The 18,480-nt window shown below is 35.0% G+C and carries 31 protein-coding genes; 27 read left to right on the top strand and 4 right to left on the bottom strand.

Going from position 1 to position 18,480, the window contains the following annotated elements:
• Positions 1–80: 80 nt before the first annotated feature.
• On the bottom strand, positions 81–509 hold the full coding sequence (locus OR571_RS13510; protein WP_282243447.1) for a hypothetical protein: 429 nt from the start codon (positions 507–509) through the stop codon (positions 81–83).
• A 243-nt stretch (positions 510–752) separates the two neighbouring features.
• Entirely contained in the window at positions 753–1,118 is a 366-nt protein-coding gene (locus tag OR571_RS13505) for a helix-turn-helix domain-containing protein (RefSeq protein WP_282243445.1), read from the bottom strand.
• Between the two features lie 152 nt (positions 1,119–1,270).
• On the opposite strand from OR571_RS13505, the gene OR571_RS13500 reads away from it, so the two are divergent.
• The 19 genes from OR571_RS13500 (at position 1,271) to OR571_RS13410 (ending at position 11,513) form a co-directional block, all read left to right on the top strand.
• Positions 1,271–1,498, top strand: coding sequence for a helix-turn-helix transcriptional regulator (locus OR571_RS13500; protein ID WP_282243443.1), 228 nt, complete (start codon positions 1,271–1,273; stop codon positions 1,496–1,498).
• A 197-nt stretch (positions 1,499–1,695) separates the two neighbouring features.
• Entirely contained in the window at positions 1,696–2,304 is a 609-nt protein-coding gene (locus OR571_RS13495; RefSeq protein ID WP_282243442.1) for a Rha family transcriptional regulator, read from the top strand.
• 46 nt (positions 2,305–2,350) lie between these two features.
• The gene (locus OR571_RS13490) at positions 2,351–2,644 is read left to right on the top strand and encodes a DNA-binding protein (protein ID WP_282243440.1); all 294 of its coding nucleotides are present in this window, start codon (positions 2,351–2,353) and stop codon (positions 2,642–2,644) included.
• A 113-nt stretch (positions 2,645–2,757) separates the two neighbouring features.
• Positions 2,758–3,255, top strand: a complete 498-nt coding sequence (locus tag OR571_RS13485; RefSeq protein WP_282243436.1) for a helix-turn-helix domain-containing protein — start codon at positions 2,758–2,760, stop codon at positions 3,253–3,255.
• On the top strand, positions 3,252–3,530 hold the full coding sequence (locus OR571_RS13480; protein WP_282243434.1) for a hypothetical protein: 279 nt from the start codon (positions 3,252–3,254) through the stop codon (positions 3,528–3,530). Before OR571_RS13485 ends, OR571_RS13480 begins: the two co-directional genes overlap by 4 nt.
• A gap of 231 nt (positions 3,531–3,761) precedes the next feature.
• Positions 3,762–3,935, top strand: coding sequence for a hypothetical protein (locus tag OR571_RS13475; protein WP_282243432.1), 174 nt, complete (start codon positions 3,762–3,764; stop codon positions 3,933–3,935).
• A 2-nt stretch (positions 3,936–3,937) separates the two neighbouring features.
• Positions 3,938–4,144 carry a hypothetical protein gene (locus tag OR571_RS13470; protein ID WP_282243430.1) on the top strand — a complete coding sequence of 69 codons (207 nt, stop codon included), beginning with the start codon at positions 3,938–3,940 and terminating at the stop codon, positions 4,142–4,144.
• A 102-nt stretch (positions 4,145–4,246) separates the two neighbouring features.
• On the top strand, positions 4,247–4,465 hold the full coding sequence (locus OR571_RS13465) for a hypothetical protein (protein ID WP_282243428.1): 219 nt from the start codon (positions 4,247–4,249) through the stop codon (positions 4,463–4,465).
• Positions 4,462–5,349: a hypothetical protein gene (locus OR571_RS13460; protein ID WP_282243427.1), complete on the top strand. Its 888-nt coding sequence runs from the start codon at positions 4,462–4,464 to the stop codon at positions 5,347–5,349. The genes OR571_RS13465 and OR571_RS13460 overlap by 4 nt, the downstream gene beginning before the upstream one ends.
• Positions 5,291–6,094: a PD-(D/E)XK nuclease-like domain-containing protein gene (locus OR571_RS13455; protein WP_282243426.1), complete on the top strand. Its 804-nt coding sequence runs from the start codon at positions 5,291–5,293 to the stop codon at positions 6,092–6,094. The genes OR571_RS13460 and OR571_RS13455 overlap by 59 nt, the downstream gene beginning before the upstream one ends.
• 50 nt (positions 6,095–6,144) lie before the next feature.
• Positions 6,145–7,113, top strand: coding sequence for a DnaD domain protein (locus OR571_RS13450; RefSeq protein WP_282243424.1), 969 nt, complete (start codon positions 6,145–6,147; stop codon positions 7,111–7,113).
• Positions 7,064–7,900, top strand: coding sequence for an ATP-binding protein (locus tag OR571_RS13445; RefSeq protein ID WP_282243422.1), 837 nt, complete (start codon positions 7,064–7,066; stop codon positions 7,898–7,900). Before OR571_RS13450 ends, OR571_RS13445 begins: the two co-directional genes overlap by 50 nt.
• Complete coding sequence (locus OR571_RS13440) at positions 7,893–8,045, top strand: hypothetical protein (RefSeq protein WP_282243420.1); 153 nt, start codon at positions 7,893–7,895, stop codon at positions 8,043–8,045. The genes OR571_RS13445 and OR571_RS13440 overlap by 8 nt, the downstream gene beginning before the upstream one ends.
• Positions 8,042–8,221 (top strand): hypothetical protein, encoded by a 180-nt coding sequence (locus OR571_RS13435; RefSeq protein WP_282243418.1) that lies wholly within the window; start codon positions 8,042–8,044, stop codon positions 8,219–8,221. Before OR571_RS13440 ends, OR571_RS13435 begins: the two co-directional genes overlap by 4 nt.
• On the top strand, positions 8,218–8,799 hold the full coding sequence (locus OR571_RS13430) for a dUTP diphosphatase (protein ID WP_282243416.1): 582 nt from the start codon (positions 8,218–8,220) through the stop codon (positions 8,797–8,799). Before OR571_RS13435 ends, OR571_RS13430 begins: the two co-directional genes overlap by 4 nt.
• Complete coding sequence (locus OR571_RS13425; RefSeq protein ID WP_282243415.1) at positions 8,799–9,221, top strand: RusA family crossover junction endodeoxyribonuclease; 423 nt, start codon at positions 8,799–8,801, stop codon at positions 9,219–9,221. The genes OR571_RS13430 and OR571_RS13425 overlap by 1 nt, the downstream gene beginning before the upstream one ends.
• 55 nt (positions 9,222–9,276) lie before the next feature.
• Positions 9,277–9,990, top strand: a complete 714-nt coding sequence (locus OR571_RS13420; RefSeq protein ID WP_282243414.1) for a hypothetical protein — start codon at positions 9,277–9,279, stop codon at positions 9,988–9,990.
• A gap of 295 nt (positions 9,991–10,285) precedes the next feature.
• Positions 10,286–10,489, top strand: a complete 204-nt coding sequence (locus tag OR571_RS13415) for a hypothetical protein (RefSeq protein ID WP_282243413.1) — start codon at positions 10,286–10,288, stop codon at positions 10,487–10,489.
• A 43-nt stretch (positions 10,490–10,532) separates the two neighbouring features.
• Positions 10,533–11,513, top strand: coding sequence for a DNA-methyltransferase (locus tag OR571_RS13410; protein WP_282243412.1), 981 nt, complete (start codon positions 10,533–10,535; stop codon positions 11,511–11,513).
• A gap of 459 nt (positions 11,514–11,972) precedes the next feature.
• Here OR571_RS13410 and OR571_RS13405 read toward each other — a convergent pair whose 3' ends face one another.
• Both OR571_RS13405 and OR571_RS13400 read right to left on the bottom strand, forming a co-directional pair.
• Positions 11,973–12,134 (bottom strand): hypothetical protein, encoded by a 162-nt coding sequence (locus OR571_RS13405; RefSeq protein WP_282243411.1) that lies wholly within the window; start codon positions 12,132–12,134, stop codon positions 11,973–11,975.
• Between the two features lie 481 nt (positions 12,135–12,615).
• Entirely contained in the window at positions 12,616–12,789 is a 174-nt protein-coding gene (locus OR571_RS13400; protein WP_282243410.1) for a hypothetical protein, read from the bottom strand.
• A gap of 200 nt (positions 12,790–12,989) precedes the next feature.
• Here OR571_RS13400 and OR571_RS13395 point away from each other — a divergent pair, with 200 nt between their 5' ends.
• The 8 genes from OR571_RS13395 (at position 12,990) to OR571_RS13360 (ending at position 18,413) form a co-directional block, all read left to right on the top strand.
• Positions 12,990–13,181 (top strand): hypothetical protein, encoded by a 192-nt coding sequence (locus OR571_RS13395; RefSeq protein ID WP_282243409.1) that lies wholly within the window; start codon positions 12,990–12,992, stop codon positions 13,179–13,181.
• A 4-nt stretch (positions 13,182–13,185) separates the two neighbouring features.
• The gene (ssb, locus tag OR571_RS13390; protein WP_282243408.1) at positions 13,186–13,677 is read left to right on the top strand and encodes a single-stranded DNA-binding protein; all 492 of its coding nucleotides are present in this window, start codon (positions 13,186–13,188) and stop codon (positions 13,675–13,677) included.
• Positions 13,678–13,689: 12 nt separating this feature from the next.
• Positions 13,690–13,905, top strand: a complete 216-nt coding sequence (locus tag OR571_RS13385) for a hypothetical protein (RefSeq protein WP_282243407.1) — start codon at positions 13,690–13,692, stop codon at positions 13,903–13,905.
• A 98-nt stretch (positions 13,906–14,003) separates the two neighbouring features.
• On the top strand, positions 14,004–14,168 hold the full coding sequence (locus tag OR571_RS13380) for an XtrA/YqaO family protein (protein ID WP_481900401.1): 165 nt from the start codon (positions 14,004–14,006) through the stop codon (positions 14,166–14,168).
• A gap of 96 nt (positions 14,169–14,264) precedes the next feature.
• Positions 14,265–15,032 carry a spr1630 family ClpXP-sensitive toxin gene (locus tag OR571_RS13375; protein ID WP_282243403.1) on the top strand — a complete coding sequence of 256 codons (768 nt, stop codon included), beginning with the start codon at positions 14,265–14,267 and terminating at the stop codon, positions 15,030–15,032.
• A gap of 30 nt (positions 15,033–15,062) precedes the next feature.
• Positions 15,063–16,244, top strand: coding sequence for a spr1629 family repressor/antitoxin (locus tag OR571_RS13370; protein WP_282244174.1), 1,182 nt, complete (start codon positions 15,063–15,065; stop codon positions 16,242–16,244).
• A gap of 256 nt (positions 16,245–16,500) precedes the next feature.
• Complete coding sequence (locus OR571_RS13365) at positions 16,501–17,643, top strand: hypothetical protein (RefSeq protein ID WP_282243402.1); 1,143 nt, start codon at positions 16,501–16,503, stop codon at positions 17,641–17,643.
• 41 nt (positions 17,644–17,684) lie between these two features.
• Complete coding sequence (locus OR571_RS13360) at positions 17,685–18,413, top strand: putative phage abortive infection protein (protein ID WP_282243399.1); 729 nt, start codon at positions 17,685–17,687, stop codon at positions 18,411–18,413.
• Positions 18,414–18,480: the final 67 nt, after the last annotated feature.

The following is an 18,480-nucleotide window of genomic DNA, read 5'->3' as shown; positions in this document are numbered from 1 at the left end:
GTATTCCTTAGTTTGTACTTTTGTCTCGCTTTCATTTTTAGTTTTAATAGTAACTTCATTAAAATATGCAAAACAAATATCTATTTTAGTAATGACATTGCCATCTTTTTTATATTTAAATACTCAATAATTAATTCATTAATTAAATCTTCAGAAAAAGTATTTGATTCCTGTGTATTTAGGTTATTTATATATGTATTATTTTTACTACCCGTTAATTCTCTTAGGGCATTGCCAATATTTCTATCGGATTCAATTTTTCTAGAATCTGAATTATTTATAATAGAAGTAAAAAGGTATCTGCGTCTACCGTATTTTATTTCATGATTAATTAGTTCGTAAACATCTTCTTCAGTTAACTTTGGACTTTCTTTGGTTAGCTCTTCTTCAATATTGTCAAACAAAACTTCTTTTTTAAAGGAATAAGGCAACTTAAATTTTTTTAAAAATTGTTGCAAACTTTCGTACGATATTTCATCTTTGATAAAGTTTCCAAATTTAAACGTCATTTAATACACCTCTTATGGAATAATTATTACTTTAATAAAACTTTAATTAATGGTGATTCCCATATTTGATAACTTTTCCTGGATAACCAATAATCGATTTCTCCTCTTTTCCTTATTTGCATGATATTTGAAGTATATAAGTAAAAAGGAGAGCATATTTCTATGCTCAAGGACTTGCGCAAATATGACTATGGAAAGCTTATAAAAAAAGAGATATAGAAAACTACATCTCGTATTACTATTCTATAACTTTCCTTGACCCTTTAAAATTTCCCACATCTTCAGCAAGGCTTCTTTTTGCTCATCGGAACTTTCATTAAATTCCTTGAACAATATTTTCGAGCGTGGATCATTTAACCATTTATCGAATTCATCATTCTTTAATTCAGTAGATTGTTTTTGAATATCGGCATTATCTAAAAGGTAGTCAGTAGTTACTTCATATAGATCTGCGATTTTTAAGAGCATTTCGTTATCAGGTTGTCTTAGATCATATTCCCAATTAGCATATGTAGACATTGTCTTTATACCAAGTTGTTTTGCTGCATATGTTTTAGTCCAACCTCTTTTTTCACGCAACTCCTGCATTCTAGAGCCCAACGTCGACATTAATAACACCTCATTTACACGTAATATAACAAAAATTACTCAAGTAATGTAAAAAGTTACACAAAAAGAATAGAAAACAGTTGACTTACCCGAATCGAGTAATTATAATAAAAACAAGAGTTACACACATCGAGTAAAGGTGGTGAAAAGGAATGAACAAATCTTTACGTAACGCCCGAAAATCTAAAGGTGTTTCTATGACATATATGGCGAAGAAATTGGGGTATAAAAGTGTTTCAGGTTATGCAAACATTGAGTACGGTATTACAAAACCTTCTTTAGAAAATGCTGTTAAGATATCTGAAATGTTAGATGTATCCTTAGATGAGCTTTTTTTTGAAGAAAAGTTACACAATACGAGTAATAAGGTTGTTTCCTAAAAAATAAACACCTCGCACCCAGCAACAAGCTTTTAAACGAGCGGAGGTTCGCCAAGACATTCCTTGTAGGAATCGAGCGCCGCCGATTGGTCACGCGAAGACTTTAAAAACTTGTTGGTGGGTGTGGGAGAAAAAAGAGGAGGAATAAAGATGAATCAATTGGTGGTTATGCAAAATCAGAAGGCGGTAACAACATCTTGCAAGTAGCTGATTCTTTTAACAAGCAACACAAGCATGTATTAGAGGCTATTGATGAATTAAAAGGGGTAGCCGAAAATTCGGCAGACCTATTTTACGAGTCTTCTTATCAACATCCGCAAAATAAACAAAATTATCGTATGTATTTAATAAATCGAGATGGATTCACCTTACTGGCGATGGGATTCACAGGCAAAGAAGCGATTCAATTCAAATTAAAGTACATTGAAGCATTTAACAAAATGGAACAATCACTGTACCAACCAAAAGTATTATCCGAAAAAGAACAATTGCGAGCTTCCATGAAATTATCACTCGAAACATCTGAGGAAGTCGAGGTCCTCAAAGTTGAAGTGAATGATTTGAAAGAAAAAGTCGAAAACCAAATCACAATAGATCATGGTGAACAACGTCGACTGCAAAAAGCTATTGGAAGTAGAGTTTACGAATTGGAAAGCGTTGCTGAACTACGTCCAAAGTTATTTCGTGAAATCTATAGAGAAATAAAAGACCGATTTGGTGTTGCTTCATATAAAGACGTTAAACGCAAAGATTTGCAGTTCGCGATTAGATATGTTGAAGCTTGGATTCCAAAGCGTGCGGCATAAATGGAGAAGGGCGAATAATCGCCCGAATGACAGGAGGAGTACAAACATGTTAAACGTTCAGTTCGATGCAGAAGCATTGCGGCAGATTATCCGCGAGGAAATTCAAGAAGCGGTGATTGATACACAAAAGGCGAGAGAGCTTCCGCCACTTTTAACGAGAAAAGAGCTTATGGAGTTACTTCATATTGGTCAAACCAAAACATCGGAATTACTAGCTCGCTCAGACTTTCCAGTGTTTCGAGAAGCTGGATTATTAATCCCTACAGACCTCTTATTCAAATGGATTGAAAAGAATACTAAGTGGGTTGAAGAAAACTCGAACTATCTCTCTGTAATTTAATTATAACTTTGTTGACTACAAGCAACGGTCTACAACAAGTTAACTTGGAAATGAAATGTGAATTCAATTAAATAGAAAGGTTGGTAAAAATGACTAGAACCAAGGTGGGGGAAATGTTGAAAGAAATAAGAGGTGAGCAAACGCAATTATCGCTAGGGTTAGAGCTCAATTTAACTCGCGAAACGATTTCAAAATACGAGAATGAGAGATCAAAAGTGCCAACTGATATATCTAGAACTCTCGTAAACAAATACGATAATCCGAAGTTTGCGATGACAATCCGAAACGAATATACCGGTACTGGTCCAAAGTGGCTGGATGGTCCAAACGTTGATCTACACAGATCGAGCGTTAAAGAAAAAACAGTTGAGGAATTACAAGAGGCGCTTGAGTCAATTGTAGGTATCGGTTTAGCGAAACCATTAAAAAAACTTCAACACTTCGAGGTTCAAAATGTTGAAGCGATGCTTCAAGAAGCTGCGGAAGCAATGACTGCGTTAGATCATTTCATAGCAGTAGTTTGTAAAGAAGCGGAAATTAGCTACACAGGGGTGTGGGACAAACATTACCGATCACTGGCGTCAGCTGGATATATAGGAGGAGCAAAATGAAACCAGAACTATTCAGAAGAGAAGATTACCACGCAGCACTACGAGAGCACGCAAGCATCATGGATTGCTCAAAAGCTATTGAGGATTGTGTAAGATGTGGTGATTTAAAAGAAGCACTTATGTTTGTTCGTGACATAAATAAATCGTTAGAAGTTTTAAAACGATTAGCAGAAAAGCAAAAGAAAGAAACGGAAATGAAGCAATTGTTAGATCGGTTAGTAGCTGCAGGAATAAATGTGATGGTGGTGAGAAGACATGAAAATAAAAGTATCTGAGTGGTTAGCTTTAGAACCAGTTGAAAGATATCTGTTAATCGTGAAAAAAGCAAATAAAAAAGCTGACTAACTCGGTAAAGTTAATCAGCAGTTTACTACAGGTATCTCTATTATGACGCAGAGCTTGGCTCTCGTCAAGAAGTCCATGAGTAATCGGTATACCCGTAGGACTCTCCCTTCGCGCTCGTGGACTTCTTGACGGGTTTCAACCGTCGGGAAGAGGTGAACTATTTGATAGAAGCAAAATCTAGTTATTGCGGTGAGTGCCAATCGGATTTCAAACCAGGTCAAATCGTGTACTATGCATGGATTGAAAATCGTTCGTTTTGTGGGAAATGCCATATTCAATTACGAACGTTAATCCAAGATTGGGAAACGCGACAAGTACCAAAAAAGGAGGCGTAAACATGCTAGAAAACGGAATGGTTGCAGGTTATGGATATGAAGAGTCGTTACATGTTCCGAAACAAGTCGGTAAATGCAATTACAAGTATTGCGACGAAGCGTTGTTTGAAGGCGAAGGCATCGAGTTTGATGGTTACCTTTATTGTTCTACTGGATGTATTGGTGAACACCTTATCGAAGAAGGTGCCGCAGTCGATTTAAGCGCATAAAAAAATCCGCTATTAGAGGTAGCGGATCATCAAGGTCTCTCGAATTAATATGTACTTTCATTATAACGAGAGACCTCAAATTAATCAAGAGGAGGCTTATGTATGGTTGCAGATTTAACTCAAAGATTTCAAAGCTTATCACTTTTCGCCAAGAAAAATAATATGAGCAAAGGTGAATTGGATGTTTTAAATATTGCTTTTGCCGTCGAATGTCAGTTGTTAGTTATTAACCAAGAGGTAGAACTACTACCCGAACTTACAAAACAGTATACGCAACTTGAAAAACAAATATTACAAGAAGATGGAGTGAAGATAGCATGAGCGAATTAGCAATGCAATATCAACAGAACCAACAGCAAGGTGGAGTAATTGGACAAGCAACAGCTTCAAGGGAAATGGAGGAAGTGAAGGGAGCTATCTTCCTTGCGAAACAATTTCCTAGAAACATCTTTCAATCGGAACAACGCATATTAGATTCATGCAAACGTCCTTCATTAGCAGAAGTTGCTATGTATCAGTATCCGCGTGGAGGAACGAAAGTTAGTGGCCCTTCAATTCGGTTAGCAGAAGTATTAGCTCAAAACTGGGGGAATATCTCCTTTGGTGTGAAGGAGCTTGAACAACGTGAAGGTGAATCGGTTGCTATGGCGTACGCTTGGGACCTTGAAACAAATGTTAGACAAGAAAAAGTATTTACTGTAAAGCATAGCCGTCAAGCCAAAGGTAGCTTACAGAAACTAACGGATCCTCGTGATATTTACGAATTGGTTGCAAGTAGTGGAGCTCGTCGTGTTCGTGCTTGTGTTCTCGGAATTATTCCAGGAGACATTGTAGATAAGGCTGTAGCTGAATGTGAACAGACTTTGCGAGGGAACAATAAGGGTCCACTTAAAGACCGTATTGCAAACGCTTTGAAATCATTTAAAGAGAATTATCGTGTCACACAAGAAATGGTAGAAGCCAAGTTTGGCTATAACGCTGAATCCTTCACTGAGTACGACTATGTAGAGCTTATTAAAATTTTCACTTCTCTAAAAGATGGCATGAGCAAAATAGAAGACTGGTTCGACAAAGATGCAGGCAAAAAGAAGTCTAGTGATCTAGCAGAAGCATTTAACAAAGAGGGTAAGAAGGAGGTTCCTGTAGATGGAAAAGCAGAAACTCCAGCTGAACAGCCAGAACTATCACAGCAACCAAGCGAATAAAGACTACTTTTCAGTATCGCAGTTTAAGAGCTTCATGGATTGCCAGGCTAGAACATTAGCTGAGTTGAAGGGCGAATATACTCGTCCTCCTTCTACAGCATTAACTGTAGGTTCATATACACATGCAGCATTTGAAGATGATGAAGCATTTAGTGAATTTCTTGAAAACGAGCATGATTCTATATTTAAAGCACGAGGCGGTAAATACGCTGAATTTGTTCAAGCAGACATGATGATTGAAACAATTATGAATGATCCTTTTGCAATGTTCGCATTAGAAGGTGATAAAGAACGAATCTTCACCGCTGAATTGTTCGGAGCTACTTGGAAAATTAAAGTCGACTCCATTAATTATGAACGTAAAACATTTATCGATTTAAAGACCACTCAGAGCCTTTCTAGTCGTTACTGGTCGGATAAGTACCAGAAGTATGTTTCGTTCGTACAAGCCTATGATTATGTACTACAAATGGCCATTTATCGTGAAGTGATCAAACAGAATACAGGTGAGTACTTTAATCCGTACATTGTAGCGGTTACGAAGGAAAGTCCTCCAGATAAAGCGGTGCTGCATTTCGATAATTCACGATTTGATTTTGAATTAGAGTACGTGCAAACCATGATGAACAATTTTATACAGGTGAAAAGTGGCGAAGAAAAGCCTATTAGATGCGAGAAATGTGCTTATTGCAGACAGACGAAGGTGTTAAACAACACGTTTGAGATTGAATATTTACTAGATTAATAGCAAGGAGGGGGTTTCCCCTCTAATCACAACAGAAATGAGGTATCCAAATGGCAAAGTACAGACAGGTACACACAACATTTTGGGATGACGGCTTTGTATTGGATCTAACACCAGAAGAGAAATACTTCTATCTATATTTAATGACTAATGGGAACACAACACAATGTGGCATATATGAATTGCCTTACAGAGTAATAGAAATGCACACAGGTTACAACAGGGAAACGGTACTTAAATTACTTCAACGTTTTGTTGAATATGGAAAAATCACTTACAACGAATCAACCAAAGAAATCATGATAAATAATTGGGCAAGGTACAACTTTATTAACTCTCCGAAAGTGAAAAAATGCATTGAAAAAGAGTTAATTGCTGTTAAACATATACCGTTTGTACACGCTTATCTTACATCTTTAAAGCAGTATGGATACAGTATCGATACCGTATCAATACCACATATAAGTGAAAGTGAGACAAAAGGCATACAACCAAGTGATAGCAACGGTTCGATACCGTATCAATACCCTATGGATAGTCCATGCATAGACCTGGGGGAAGAAGAAGAACAAGAAGAAGAACAAGAAAAAGAAAGAGAAGAAGAACAAGAAGAACAACAAGAAGAACAACAAGAGAAAGTTGGTCAGTCGGTTCGTCCTTCTTCTGGATTCGCTAAATTAGTAGATTTCACCAATAACAATATTCAACCAGTTGCTCAAGCCGTTGGAGAGAAGTTAGGTTACATGCTTGATGATTACAAGGATGCAGAGTTAATCATTGAAGCCCTTAAAGAAGCAATTCTAAAGCCAGATGTGAAAAACAAATATACCTATGCAGAAGGAATATTGCGCAACTGGAAAAATGAAATGATCACTAACCTTGAACAACTAAATACTAAATGCACAAGGGAGGCTACTCAACATGGAAGCAATGGCAAGAGTAATGGCTCAACTACAGGAAAAAATCTCGATGAATTCTATAAGCAACTCGAACGAGACAAGCAAGCTTGGGGAGACTAAATGCCCTAAATGCTACGGAACAGAAGTGGTATTTAGCCATTCAGAAACAGTCGGAACAATGACATACGACATTCATAAACCTTGCGAATGTAGAGAACGGAATGAATGGAGTCGTCGATTCAAGAATGCACTTATTCCAGAAGAATTTGTGCATGCCAACCTTGAAAACTATCAACGAGAAAACGAGAATCAGCGGAAAATGTTTGAACAAACGGTTAAGTATTTAGAGAGCTTCCCTGCTGATCGTGAAGAACTACAAGAGTTAGGCACTAAAAACTTTGGTTTTACTGCAACAATTGGCGAGCAACGTATCAGAGCATTGAATCCCGGAGATCGTTCGGAGATTAAACATAAGCATAACAACTTTGGGATAGGCAAAACTCATCTCCAAATAGCATTGGCAAAACAGTTAATCAAGCAAGGATTTAACGTCTTTGTTGTATCGGATGTCACTTTCATGGACGAAATGATGAACGCTAAGCGCATGAATGATGATGGCGAGTCGTACAACAGGATGCTAAATAGCGTGTTGAATGCTGATGTACTCCTTTGGGATGACATTGGTAAAGCAAAGCCAACAGAGGCTAAAGAGGGGCTTTATTACACAATCATCAACGAACGCTACAAACGTAAACAACCAATCATTTTTAACACGAACGAAGATAAAAACACACTTGCAGACCGTATCGGTTATGCAGCAAATAGTAGATTGCTAGAGCGCGGTGCTGGCGAATACTACGTGATGGAAACAGAAGGAATTGACTGGAGGTTGAAAAAGAATGCCTAAATGGATACCAGGACAAGGATTTTACTACGTGCAACTTAGCGGACCAATGGACGAAGCAGAAAACGAAAGGCAGCTGGAGCTAGTGAAACAAAAGCTCTATGAAGCTGAAATTAAGTTTGGGATGAGAAGGGAGAAATCAGCGTGAAAACACCAGTAGCAGTATGTGAGAGCGATCGTTGCGAAAAGGTCATCAAAAAAGGAGAAGAAATGTGGCACAAGGGCTCTGAACTGTATTGCTCAGGGAAATGTCTATTCGATTCATTCGGACACGTTAAACAAACGATTTTGCGTGAAAAACAGGTTGTTGGAGGTACGAGATGAATTTAACTAAACTTTTCGAAACACAAAGAATACTTGATACGAGAATCGAGAAAGAACATCCTCGTGTGGAAGGTGAAGAACGTTTAGCTAAAAAGATTTTATCTTTACTGGTTGAACTAGGCGAATTAGCGAACGAACAACGTTCTTGGAAGTTTTGGAGTAATGATCAGGAACCGAGAATAACAAAAACGTGTTCATTTTGTAACGGATTAGGCTCTGTAAAACTTTCGGATCACAAAAAAACATGTCGCCGGTGCGGAGGTAAGGGTTCAACTGGAAATCCACTTCTCGAAGAATACGTAGATTGTTTGCATTTCATCTTGTCAATCGGATTGGAGATAGGCGAGGAATACTTTGATTACAACCAAAACCATACTTTCAAAGAGCGTGATATAACAATTCAATTTTTAAGGGTGATAGATTACACAATCGGTCTACGAGAAGATGATTATTGCTCCGAATTACTAGAATCATTTACTCACCTTGGCGAAATGCTTGGATTTACATGGGAGCAAGTAGAGGAAGCTTACTACGCTAAAAACAAAATAAATCACGAACGACAGGAAAGTGGTTACTGATGGGCAGAAACATTCTTTTCGAAATACCGGGCGAACCAGTTGCACAAGGTCGTCCGAGAGCAGGGAAATCATGGACAGGTAAAACTGTCCTCTATGATCCTGAGAAGTCTAGGGACTTTAAGCAGTACGTGAAGTTAGTAGCGGGTCAACATGCACCAATAGAGCTCATTACAGGTCCGATTGATTTATCGATAGATATTTACAGGGCAACTCCTAAAAAGTATCAGACGAAGCCAAAACAGGAACTTATTGAGAAGGGTGAGCTGAGACCGACAACTAAACCGGATGTTGACAATTACGTTAAGGGTGTAAAAGACGGATTGAACAAAGTTATTTGGCAGGATGATAGCCAAGTTGTTTCGTTGAAAGTTCGTAAGTTCTATAGCATGAATCCAAGGGTTGTTGTGAGGGTTGCTTATTGATGCTACGCAGTAGACACAAAAGCGTCGTAAATAAAACATGAAAAGAGGAAAAATAATGAACTTAAATAAAATGGTAATGGACAGTTTAACGAAATTGGAATCGGAAGGAAAGGTACAAGAAATTGTTGAAAAGCACGTTTCATCAACAGTTGAGTCGATTGTAAAAGATGCTTTTGGAAGTTGGAGTGATTTCTCTAAAAACCTAAAAGTACAAGTAGAGTCACAACTTGCAATCAATTTAAAAGAGCTAAATTTTACAACGTATAACGCTACGATCCTATCAGCGGTTAAAGAAAAATTAAATGATCAAATTGCTGCAGAAGGTGTAGCCAGAATAAATGAATCGCTTGAGGAGTTGTTATCAGTAACTAAAGATGAATATAAACTATCGGAATTAGTCAAAGAATTAGCAGATGAAGTTGACACTGATGATATAGGTTACGATGACTATCACGAAATGTCGATGCATATAGACGATTCTTTTAGTTTAGCAAAAATAATCTACCTTGATTCTGAATCCGGTAAGGATAAATACGATTGTAAATATGGTTTTTGGGTTGAAAAGGAAACTGGAAAAATTAAAAACATCGAAATAAAAGAGGGGCGTTTTAGTACTAAGAGGGACGTTAGAGAATTTGATGCTCGTGCAATTATGAGAGGTTTCCGTGGTTTGGAAGAGACTTTATTTAAGATGTATGCACGAGGTGCAAAGTTAATCGTTGATGAAGATGATGTTGAATTAGAAATATCTAATCCTGATTACGATTAATGAACAGTACGACCAAATAACACTTTTATGTACGAATCATTATAATAACTTACTTATGTTGGAGGCGAACCACTACTCTTTACATTACAAGAGCACTGGTTGTTGAAAGTCAGCTAAGAAAATAAATATCTGATAAAAGTCTCGAAAATTAACATAATTAGTTTTTCGAGAAATTTCTTCCAGATTTTCTTCCAATCCTTTGGCATGACTTTCACCTCCTTACGAAGATGACATAGTTTTTTTCAATCAATTTTATCTTATTCAGATTGTTGAAAAAGTGTGCTAGGAAAGGAGAATGAACGTGGAAATTAAAGAAGCGCAAAAAGTCATTCATGCAGGATTAGCTTGGGCAAATTGGACAGATGAACAACAATCAGCCATGCGAAAAGCGTTGGATTGCATGATGAAGGTAGAACAAATCAGAAAAGAAGCGAATGATTTGTACAACGAAGAAATTGATCTTACTGATTTCGGTGAACGGGTTTCAAATATTATTTAGCTACACAGTTCGTAGATAAAGCAAAGTAGAAAGGATGACGACAATGGAACTTAATAAAATCTATCAAGGCCATTGTCTTGATGTATTGAAAACATTTACAGACGAAAGTGTAAATGCGGTTGTTACAAGTCCTCCATACTGGGGACTTCGTGACTATGGAATGGGTGAACAGATTGGATTGGAAAGTTCGGTTGATGAATATGTACAAGCATTGGTGGAAGTGTTTCGCCAAGTTAAAAGAGTCCTTCGAGACGATGGCACACTTTGGTTGAACCTTGGCGATGCTTATGCAGGAAGTGGAAAAGGCAGAAATGCAGATGGTAAAGGTAATCCCGGAAATAACCATATGCAAAGCGAAGGACAATTTAAGGGGATTGTAAAATTACCTAAGATTATGAATGGTTTGAAGCCTAAAGATTTAATTGGTTTACCTTGGAGAGTTGCTTTTGCACTCCAGCAAGATGGTTGGTATTTAAGACAAGATATCATTTGGAATAAGCCTAATGCTATGCCTGAGAGTGTAACTGATCGGCCAACCAAATCCGATGAATATATCTTTCTGTTATCCAAGTCACCTAAGTATTTTTATGATCATGAGATTATTAAAGAACAGGCCATTTACGGAACACAAGATATTAGAGGTTCTCAAGGGGCGTTTGGACAACCACAAAAGCAAAGAAGAGAAAGCAAGGTTCGTGGTTCATTCGATGGCAAGTATGGAAAAGAGGCATTCCGAGCTATTCGAGATAAAAGGAATAAACGATCAGTATGGACTGTTTCCACTAAACCATTGAAGGAAGCACACTTTGCTACGTTTCCGCAAGAATTAATTGAGCCATGTGTATTAGCTGGATGCCCAATTAATGGAGTGGTATTGGATCCATTCTTTGGTTCAGGAACAACAGGGGTGGTTTCACTAAAACATGGACGTAATTTTGTTGGTATAGAGTTAAATCCAGAATATATAAAGATTGCTGAAAAACGATTAAGTGAAGTGCAGCTGGAATTGATTCATGAAATGTAACACCATACAATTCGACCATTATGTGAATTAGAAAAGGAGAATGAAAAATAGCCACAATGTATTATTTATCTTTTTTTATTATCAGATAAGCCAAAAACATTATGATTATGAGAAAGCAAAGAATAGGAAAGATTGGGGTGTTTATAAAGTGTTGGTACAACCAAGAAGACATTTTTCGCACCTCTGTATTAATGTATTTTCATCATGTTAATATTATGGCTTTTATATTTGAATGCTATTCAAAAATAAGATTTAACTCACAGTTCGTAGAATCGGTGTAGAAGAGACACATATTGTGCAAAAATTAGTTGCATAGATAGCAAAACGGCATGTCGAGGAAATAGACTGGGAAAAAGTCACTACTGTACAAATTGAATTGTCTTATTAATGAACAGTTAGACCAGTAGTTATATGAAGCCTTTAAACATCAAAAAAAGACCTTCTTTATGAAGGTCAAGATTATATGTTATCTAGAGGCTTTAATTCCAAATCAATATTCATCAGTAATAATGCGTCTTGCAATAATTCAATATCAATAAGAATTTGTTCTTTTATATGCGCATGGGGACATTTGTTATAGTCTTCTACTAAACGGTAAAATTCTTGAGCAACCAACTTCATCGGTGCTATCTCCTTCTGTTTAGTTCTGTTTTTCACAGTATGAACTAAAGCAAAGTGAATTGATATAGTTTTTAAAAATAAAGGCATCTACCGTAGAAAATATAAAACATATCAGACACTAACGAAAGTCCGATTCGTGTGGTAGCTCAATACGCAGTTGTAGATTATTTACACCGACTGGAGTTCAAGATTTCTTCTTACGGTATTCCTTTATAAAAATAAAATAAATAAAGGTACTGTATAGAATACTAATACCGACGATTATTAGAAATATTTTCATGAGCTCCACCTCGTTTGAATTAAAAACACCAGAACCTAGATTGGCAAGATTAACAGAGCTTACTAAGAACTACTTTCGGTTCTGTGTATGCATTATTAGCAAATGAATTTAGATTTATACTTCACGTTTCGTAGATTTGGTGTAGTTATGTGAAAGAGATATAAAAAATGCAAGTAGGAAATAATCCCACTTGCTACTCTATTATTTATTAATTATTGGGGAAACACTCCAACGCATCGATGGAATAATATTTTTGTTTAACAGTTCGGCAAACTTTAATGCTGCTTCTTTATCTGAAAAAGTTTTATCCACTTGGCTGTTTGATGACTTTAAAACCTCTGCTGTTCCGTTTATATTTCGTGTAATTACGAACATGGCACAACTCCTTGTTGAGACATCAAAAATTAGTTCTTGTAAGTTTATTGTCACATATTGTCTAAATATTCGGAATAGATTTATGTGAAATGAAATGTATTTGTAAATATACGTCCTTTTATTAGGAATAATATCTATTCTTTACAACTAGAAATGAGAAAAAGCACGATGTAAACGGTACAAATTAAAGGAGTAGAGAAATGATTATTACTTCAAAGTATACAGAGAAACAGGAAATTCAGTTTTTAAGATTAATTCGTCCTAACATTGTAGAAATTTTAAGAGAAAAGAAGGGGGTTGCTACGCTCATTCGGTTTAACGAACACCAATATGTTGTGCAGCACCCATCGCATACAAGAGGCAATCAGAATTTGAAAAAGAAAGCGAAGTGAAGTAATGATTAACCGCGTCGTATTAGTTGGAAGGCTTACGAAAGATCCTGAGCTTAGGTATACACCTTCAGGAGTTGCAATGGTCAGATTTACATTAGCAGTAAACAGAACGTTTAAGTCAGAAGGTCAACCTGATGCTGATTTTATAAATATTGTGGTATGGAGAAAACAAGCTGAGAACACAGCAAACTTCTTGAAGAAAGGTAGTTTAGCAGGTATTGAGGGAAGAATCCAAACAGGCAGTTACGAGGGGCAAGATGGTAAGCGTGTTTATACGACTGATGTTGTCGCAGATAGCGTGCAGTTCCTTGAACCGAAGAATGGACAAGCATCGCAAAATAACGGTACTAGAAGTCAAAATAACGACCATCAACGAAGCCATGCTGAATATCAGCAACCACAAACAACGCAACAAAATTATACAAGAGTGGATGATGATCCGTTTGCCAATAGCGGCGGTCCTGTCGAAGTGACAGACGACGATCTTCCTTTCTAGTGAGGTGATAGCATGAATTACTATTTGTTTGAGGACGAGGGGCACAAAGTGAATGTGGTTTATAAACCTGCTGAATTGGATGAAATTGTAGTCTACTGGAATAAAGGTTATGACATCAAAGAAATAGCAAAAAAGATGAACCGAAAGCCTATAGAAGTGTTATTACTGGCTTTGGATAGGGCTGAAATAGGGAAGATAAAACGTAGGAAACACAGTATTTTTGGATAACAAAAAAGACAGGACTCCTCCTGTCTCGCACACCTCAATTATAACATGAAGGAGGGGTCTTGGTGGATAAAGAAGATTTAAGAATAGATACAAGTACAATGCAGCTGACAGTTGACATTTTGGATATACCTAGAAGTTGTGTAATCGTTATTTGTGAAGGAAAAGTAAAGCTAAGAGAGCTACCACCTCATGGGGAGTATAAGATTGTAACTCATCAAGGGAAAGTCAAACGGATGAGAAGGGAAGAGGGGGAAGAATTCTAAAAATCATACAAACTTTAAAAAAATGGTATACAAATCATATTTTCTTTAATAAAATAGATTTATTATGTTTAAAAGAAAATATGGGGGTGTATGTTAATGAATGATTACAAATTAGCGGAAGTATTAAATCAAAAAATAGTCGATGGATTAATGGAAGGATATCGTGAATATCTTAATGTTAGAAGAGAAAAGTCTCGTACAATGAGAGTTAGCGGAGCTTATGCATGGGTTAAGGGGAACCATATAGATGATCAAGTAGCAACGTCTTGTGAATCATATGGTGTGCAAAGTAAACTAGCTAAAGCGGGATTAACTTGGCAATATTTACAATTCAAACACCATGATGAAAAAATTCTTTTCATTGTTAAAAATGCCAGATATTTTGATGAAGAGCAAGTTGATCAAGGAAAAGATGCTAATGGAAAGACACGAAAATCGAAAATGTCCTATATGGAGAAACTAATGGGAATTAACGAGGGTATTGATTTTGGAAATATCAAAACTCAAGAATCAAATGGATCTGTACAGCTGGAGTTACTTGAAGACCTTCGCCTTAGTGAAGCAGACGATATTGCAATTGCGAGTATAGAGTCTGAATTCACTCGATTCTATATTGTCACATATGCAATTGATGAAAACCAGTTAATATCAAAAATTTCTCTTCTTATGCCAAATCCCAAAAACAATAAAGCCTATTTGATTGATGATTTAATAAAATATGTTAATCCTTCACATGATATAGATATTGATGAAGAATTAAAGGATGCGTTGTCAAATAGTGTAGAGACTAATGATGATTATAATGCATTTAAATTTGATATTGGCTTAAATGATGACTCTGAAGAAAAGGGTCAAGAGAGTTAATGTTTAAATAAGGAGGTATAGCCTGTGTTTATGGGCAAAAGTTTGACTAACATACGGATACTAAATGACTTGAGTAGGAATCAGTTAGCAGAAAAAATTGGTGTAACTGAACAAGCTATTTGGCAGTATGAAAATGGATATATGTCTCCGAAATTGGAAGTAGTAAATAAATTGAAAACCATCTTTCGAGTGAAATCGACATATTTTTACAACCACGATTTGTTGAATGGTGTGGGTATGGACAATATACAGGTTGAAAATATTGCATATCGTTCTGAAACAATTAATTCATTAAATAAATCTCAAAGTGAATCGATGCATGTAAGATTTATCGATGCATTTATAAGGAAGATTGAAACAAGAATTAACTATCCAAAAAATATAATTTTAGAATTGAGAAATGAAGCAATTACTTTTTTAAAAAATAATGATGATATGGATAGAAATGTACAAATTGATTATATAGCTAGTATGGCAAGAGAAAAGATAGGACTTAATAACAATTCTAATCAAAATTTACTGTTTTTGTTAGAGAAAGCTGGTATCTTTGTATTTGAAAAAGAAATCGGTGAGACAATTGATGCATATAGTTTGTGGAGCAAAGAAGAAAGACCCTATATCATGTTAGGGACTATAAAAAAATCAGAAGTTAGAAGAAATTTTGATTTAGCTCATGAATTAGGACATTTACTTATTCATTACAAAGTTGAATTTACTATGCAAGATAAAAAAACTTATAAAAGTATTGAGGATGAGGCTAACAGTTTTGCTTCTGCATTCCTTTTGCCAGAAGTTCAATTTAGAAAAGATTGCAGTAGTATTGTTAAAAGATCTAATCCTGATGCCTATATCGATATAAAGCAAAAATGGCAAGTTTCTTTACAAGCTATTGCAATGCGTGCATTTAAATTAAATATCATTGATTATCAACAATACCGTTATTTCTATATTAAAATCAATCAAAATGGTTATAAAGTAGTGGAGCCTTTAGATAGAGATATTCCTATCAGTCGTCCGACAAAAGTAAAAAGTATTTTACAGTTACTCTTTGATAAGGGATTGTATACTGTGTCAGAAATAATGGACGAATTCAAGGTAGATCAAAGCTTTCTTACTTTATTAACTGGAATTGAAAATGATTTTTTTGAGAGACATCGACAGAACGAAAATAAAAAATTTTCAGTAAAAGAATTAGGTTTTAAAACAAATTAATTAGTACTGTCAGCCAACTGGAGGACAACATTTGATTACAGCAACCGTTGTGTCATTTGTTGTCCTTTTTTGTTTAAAAAAGTTAAATAATGTTTGTACTAGGAAACTTTTATTGGTATAATAGAACTATATAGATGGTGTGTCATTAGACTTATAAAAATATAGCTGACAAAGAGGACATTTTTAGATAGAGAGCATAAGATTGTATCGTATAAGGGAAAGTGAAGCGAATGCGGAGGGAAGAGGGAGAAGAGTTTTGAAAGAAAAAGCAATATTATTTGTAATATTAAACATAATGTTTATAGGAATCATATACTGTTTATCTTTAATGATGGACATACAGTTTGATATAGTTTTTTACCTTTTATTTTCGTTAATTTCATTGTTATTAGTGTTTGTTAATTCGAATACACTTGTATTGAGACTAAAACAATTCATATTGACGGCAGTTCTTTTTTTTATAGGAATAGCTTCTTTCCTTCTAGCAAGTTTTACAGTTGAGCATCTTATTCCAATATTTGATTTAAACGAAAATGTAAATAAAATATTTAACTCATTCAATAATGAGATTTATACTACATACGTAGATAATCTGTTTTTTAGTATTATATTAATATTGATAATATCCTATTTCTTTTATTCCTTAGCGATTAAAGGTCTTAAAAAGTTAATATCAGCCGGTAACTATTATAAGTGGGATAATGTGATATTGTATTACGTAACAAACAAAAAGATAGTAACTGCATATCTCACTGTTTTTCTAGTGGTTTTCGGTTTTTTACCTTTAATTATAGGATTGCTGGAATTTGAGAATATTAATAGACTATCTCAATCAGATCTATTGGAGATAATAAAGTTGTTTAATGTTAATATTTTTGGGGGATTTGTAGCTGCAATTACCCCTTATGCGTATCTTCTTTTTGAAGATACAAAAAATATAGATAAAGAAAGCGTATCGAATTTTAAAAAAGATGAAGATGAAGATGAAGATGAAGACTGGTTTCAAAGAAAATTAATAAATTTATTCAGTTTTCTAGGAATTGTCTTGATATTAACGGCTATTATGGTTCCATTTATTATTAAAAATCATTATAAGAATCTAATAGTTAACTATAAAACTATAGCTGATTTGGGTGGGATTGGAGATTTTATTGGAGGTACAACAGTTACATTTTTAACTGCTTCTAGTGTCTTCCTACTATTAGCAACTATCATTATGCAACGTAAGGAGATAAAAATAAGTCAACAAAGCATAAAAGAACTGGTTAAACAAACCAAAGCATCTGTTAGTCAAGCCGAAGAAGCTAGAAAAGAAACAGGAATTACAAACCAAACTATGAAGAGACAACAGTTTGAGAGTACTTTTTCAATATGGTTAATCTTCACCATAATATATTAGCAAATATGAAATTGAATGATGTATCTGGAAGAGAGCTAATAATGGAATTGTTTTATAAATTCAAAAAGGAAGGGATAAAGGGATACAGAGAATATAAATTTAAGGAATATTTTACTGAACAAGAAGTGGAAGAGGTTTTTCATAAAGCTCATGATAGAATTCTTAAAGAAAGCTTAAAAGAAAAAGTATATCAGATGTCTTCATTTGAAGGGTATACAAAGGAAGAATACGAAGAAATAATTGATAAAATTGATGATGGTATATACCCTGAAAATAATTATTACATCAACATATTGTTTGAAGCTGAACAAATTATAACAGATCTCGAACAAGAGAATACTTCTTATTGTGATGCAATATTAAATTTCCCGGAAAAAACATTCATATCAGATATTCATGTATGTTTAAGTGATGATTTTATAATATCGGATAACAAAACTTGGAAAGATAAAAAAATAAATATTTACACAAAATTTTACTTAAGTTATGAATATTTAATTGGTCATTATTATCGTAATTTATATAGAATAGTTAAGTATATTAATGAATCAGACTTGATTAGTCACGAGTTGAAGAAGGAATTCAGAGGGATTTTAAGAGCGCAATTATCATCGTTTGAATTAATGATGTTATTTTATAATGTAATGTATTCAGAAAAGGGCGAAAAGTTTAATGATCAGTTACAAAATAAGAATTTTTTTGACAATCATTTATTACTTGAAGAATTTGTTTGGAATGATGACATACATTATTTAGAAGAGATAAAATAATAAATAAAAAGTCCCCCTGGACAACCAGAGGACAACACTTGATTGCAGCATTAGCTGTGTCATTTGT

The sequence above is a fragment of the Psychrobacillus sp. NEAU-3TGS genome (genome assembly GCF_029955155.1).
Lineage (GTDB): Bacteria > Bacillota > Bacilli > Bacillales_A > Planococcaceae > Psychrobacillus.
Note: the sequence above shows the minus strand (reverse complement) of the source record. Positions and strands in the feature narration are given on the sequence as shown.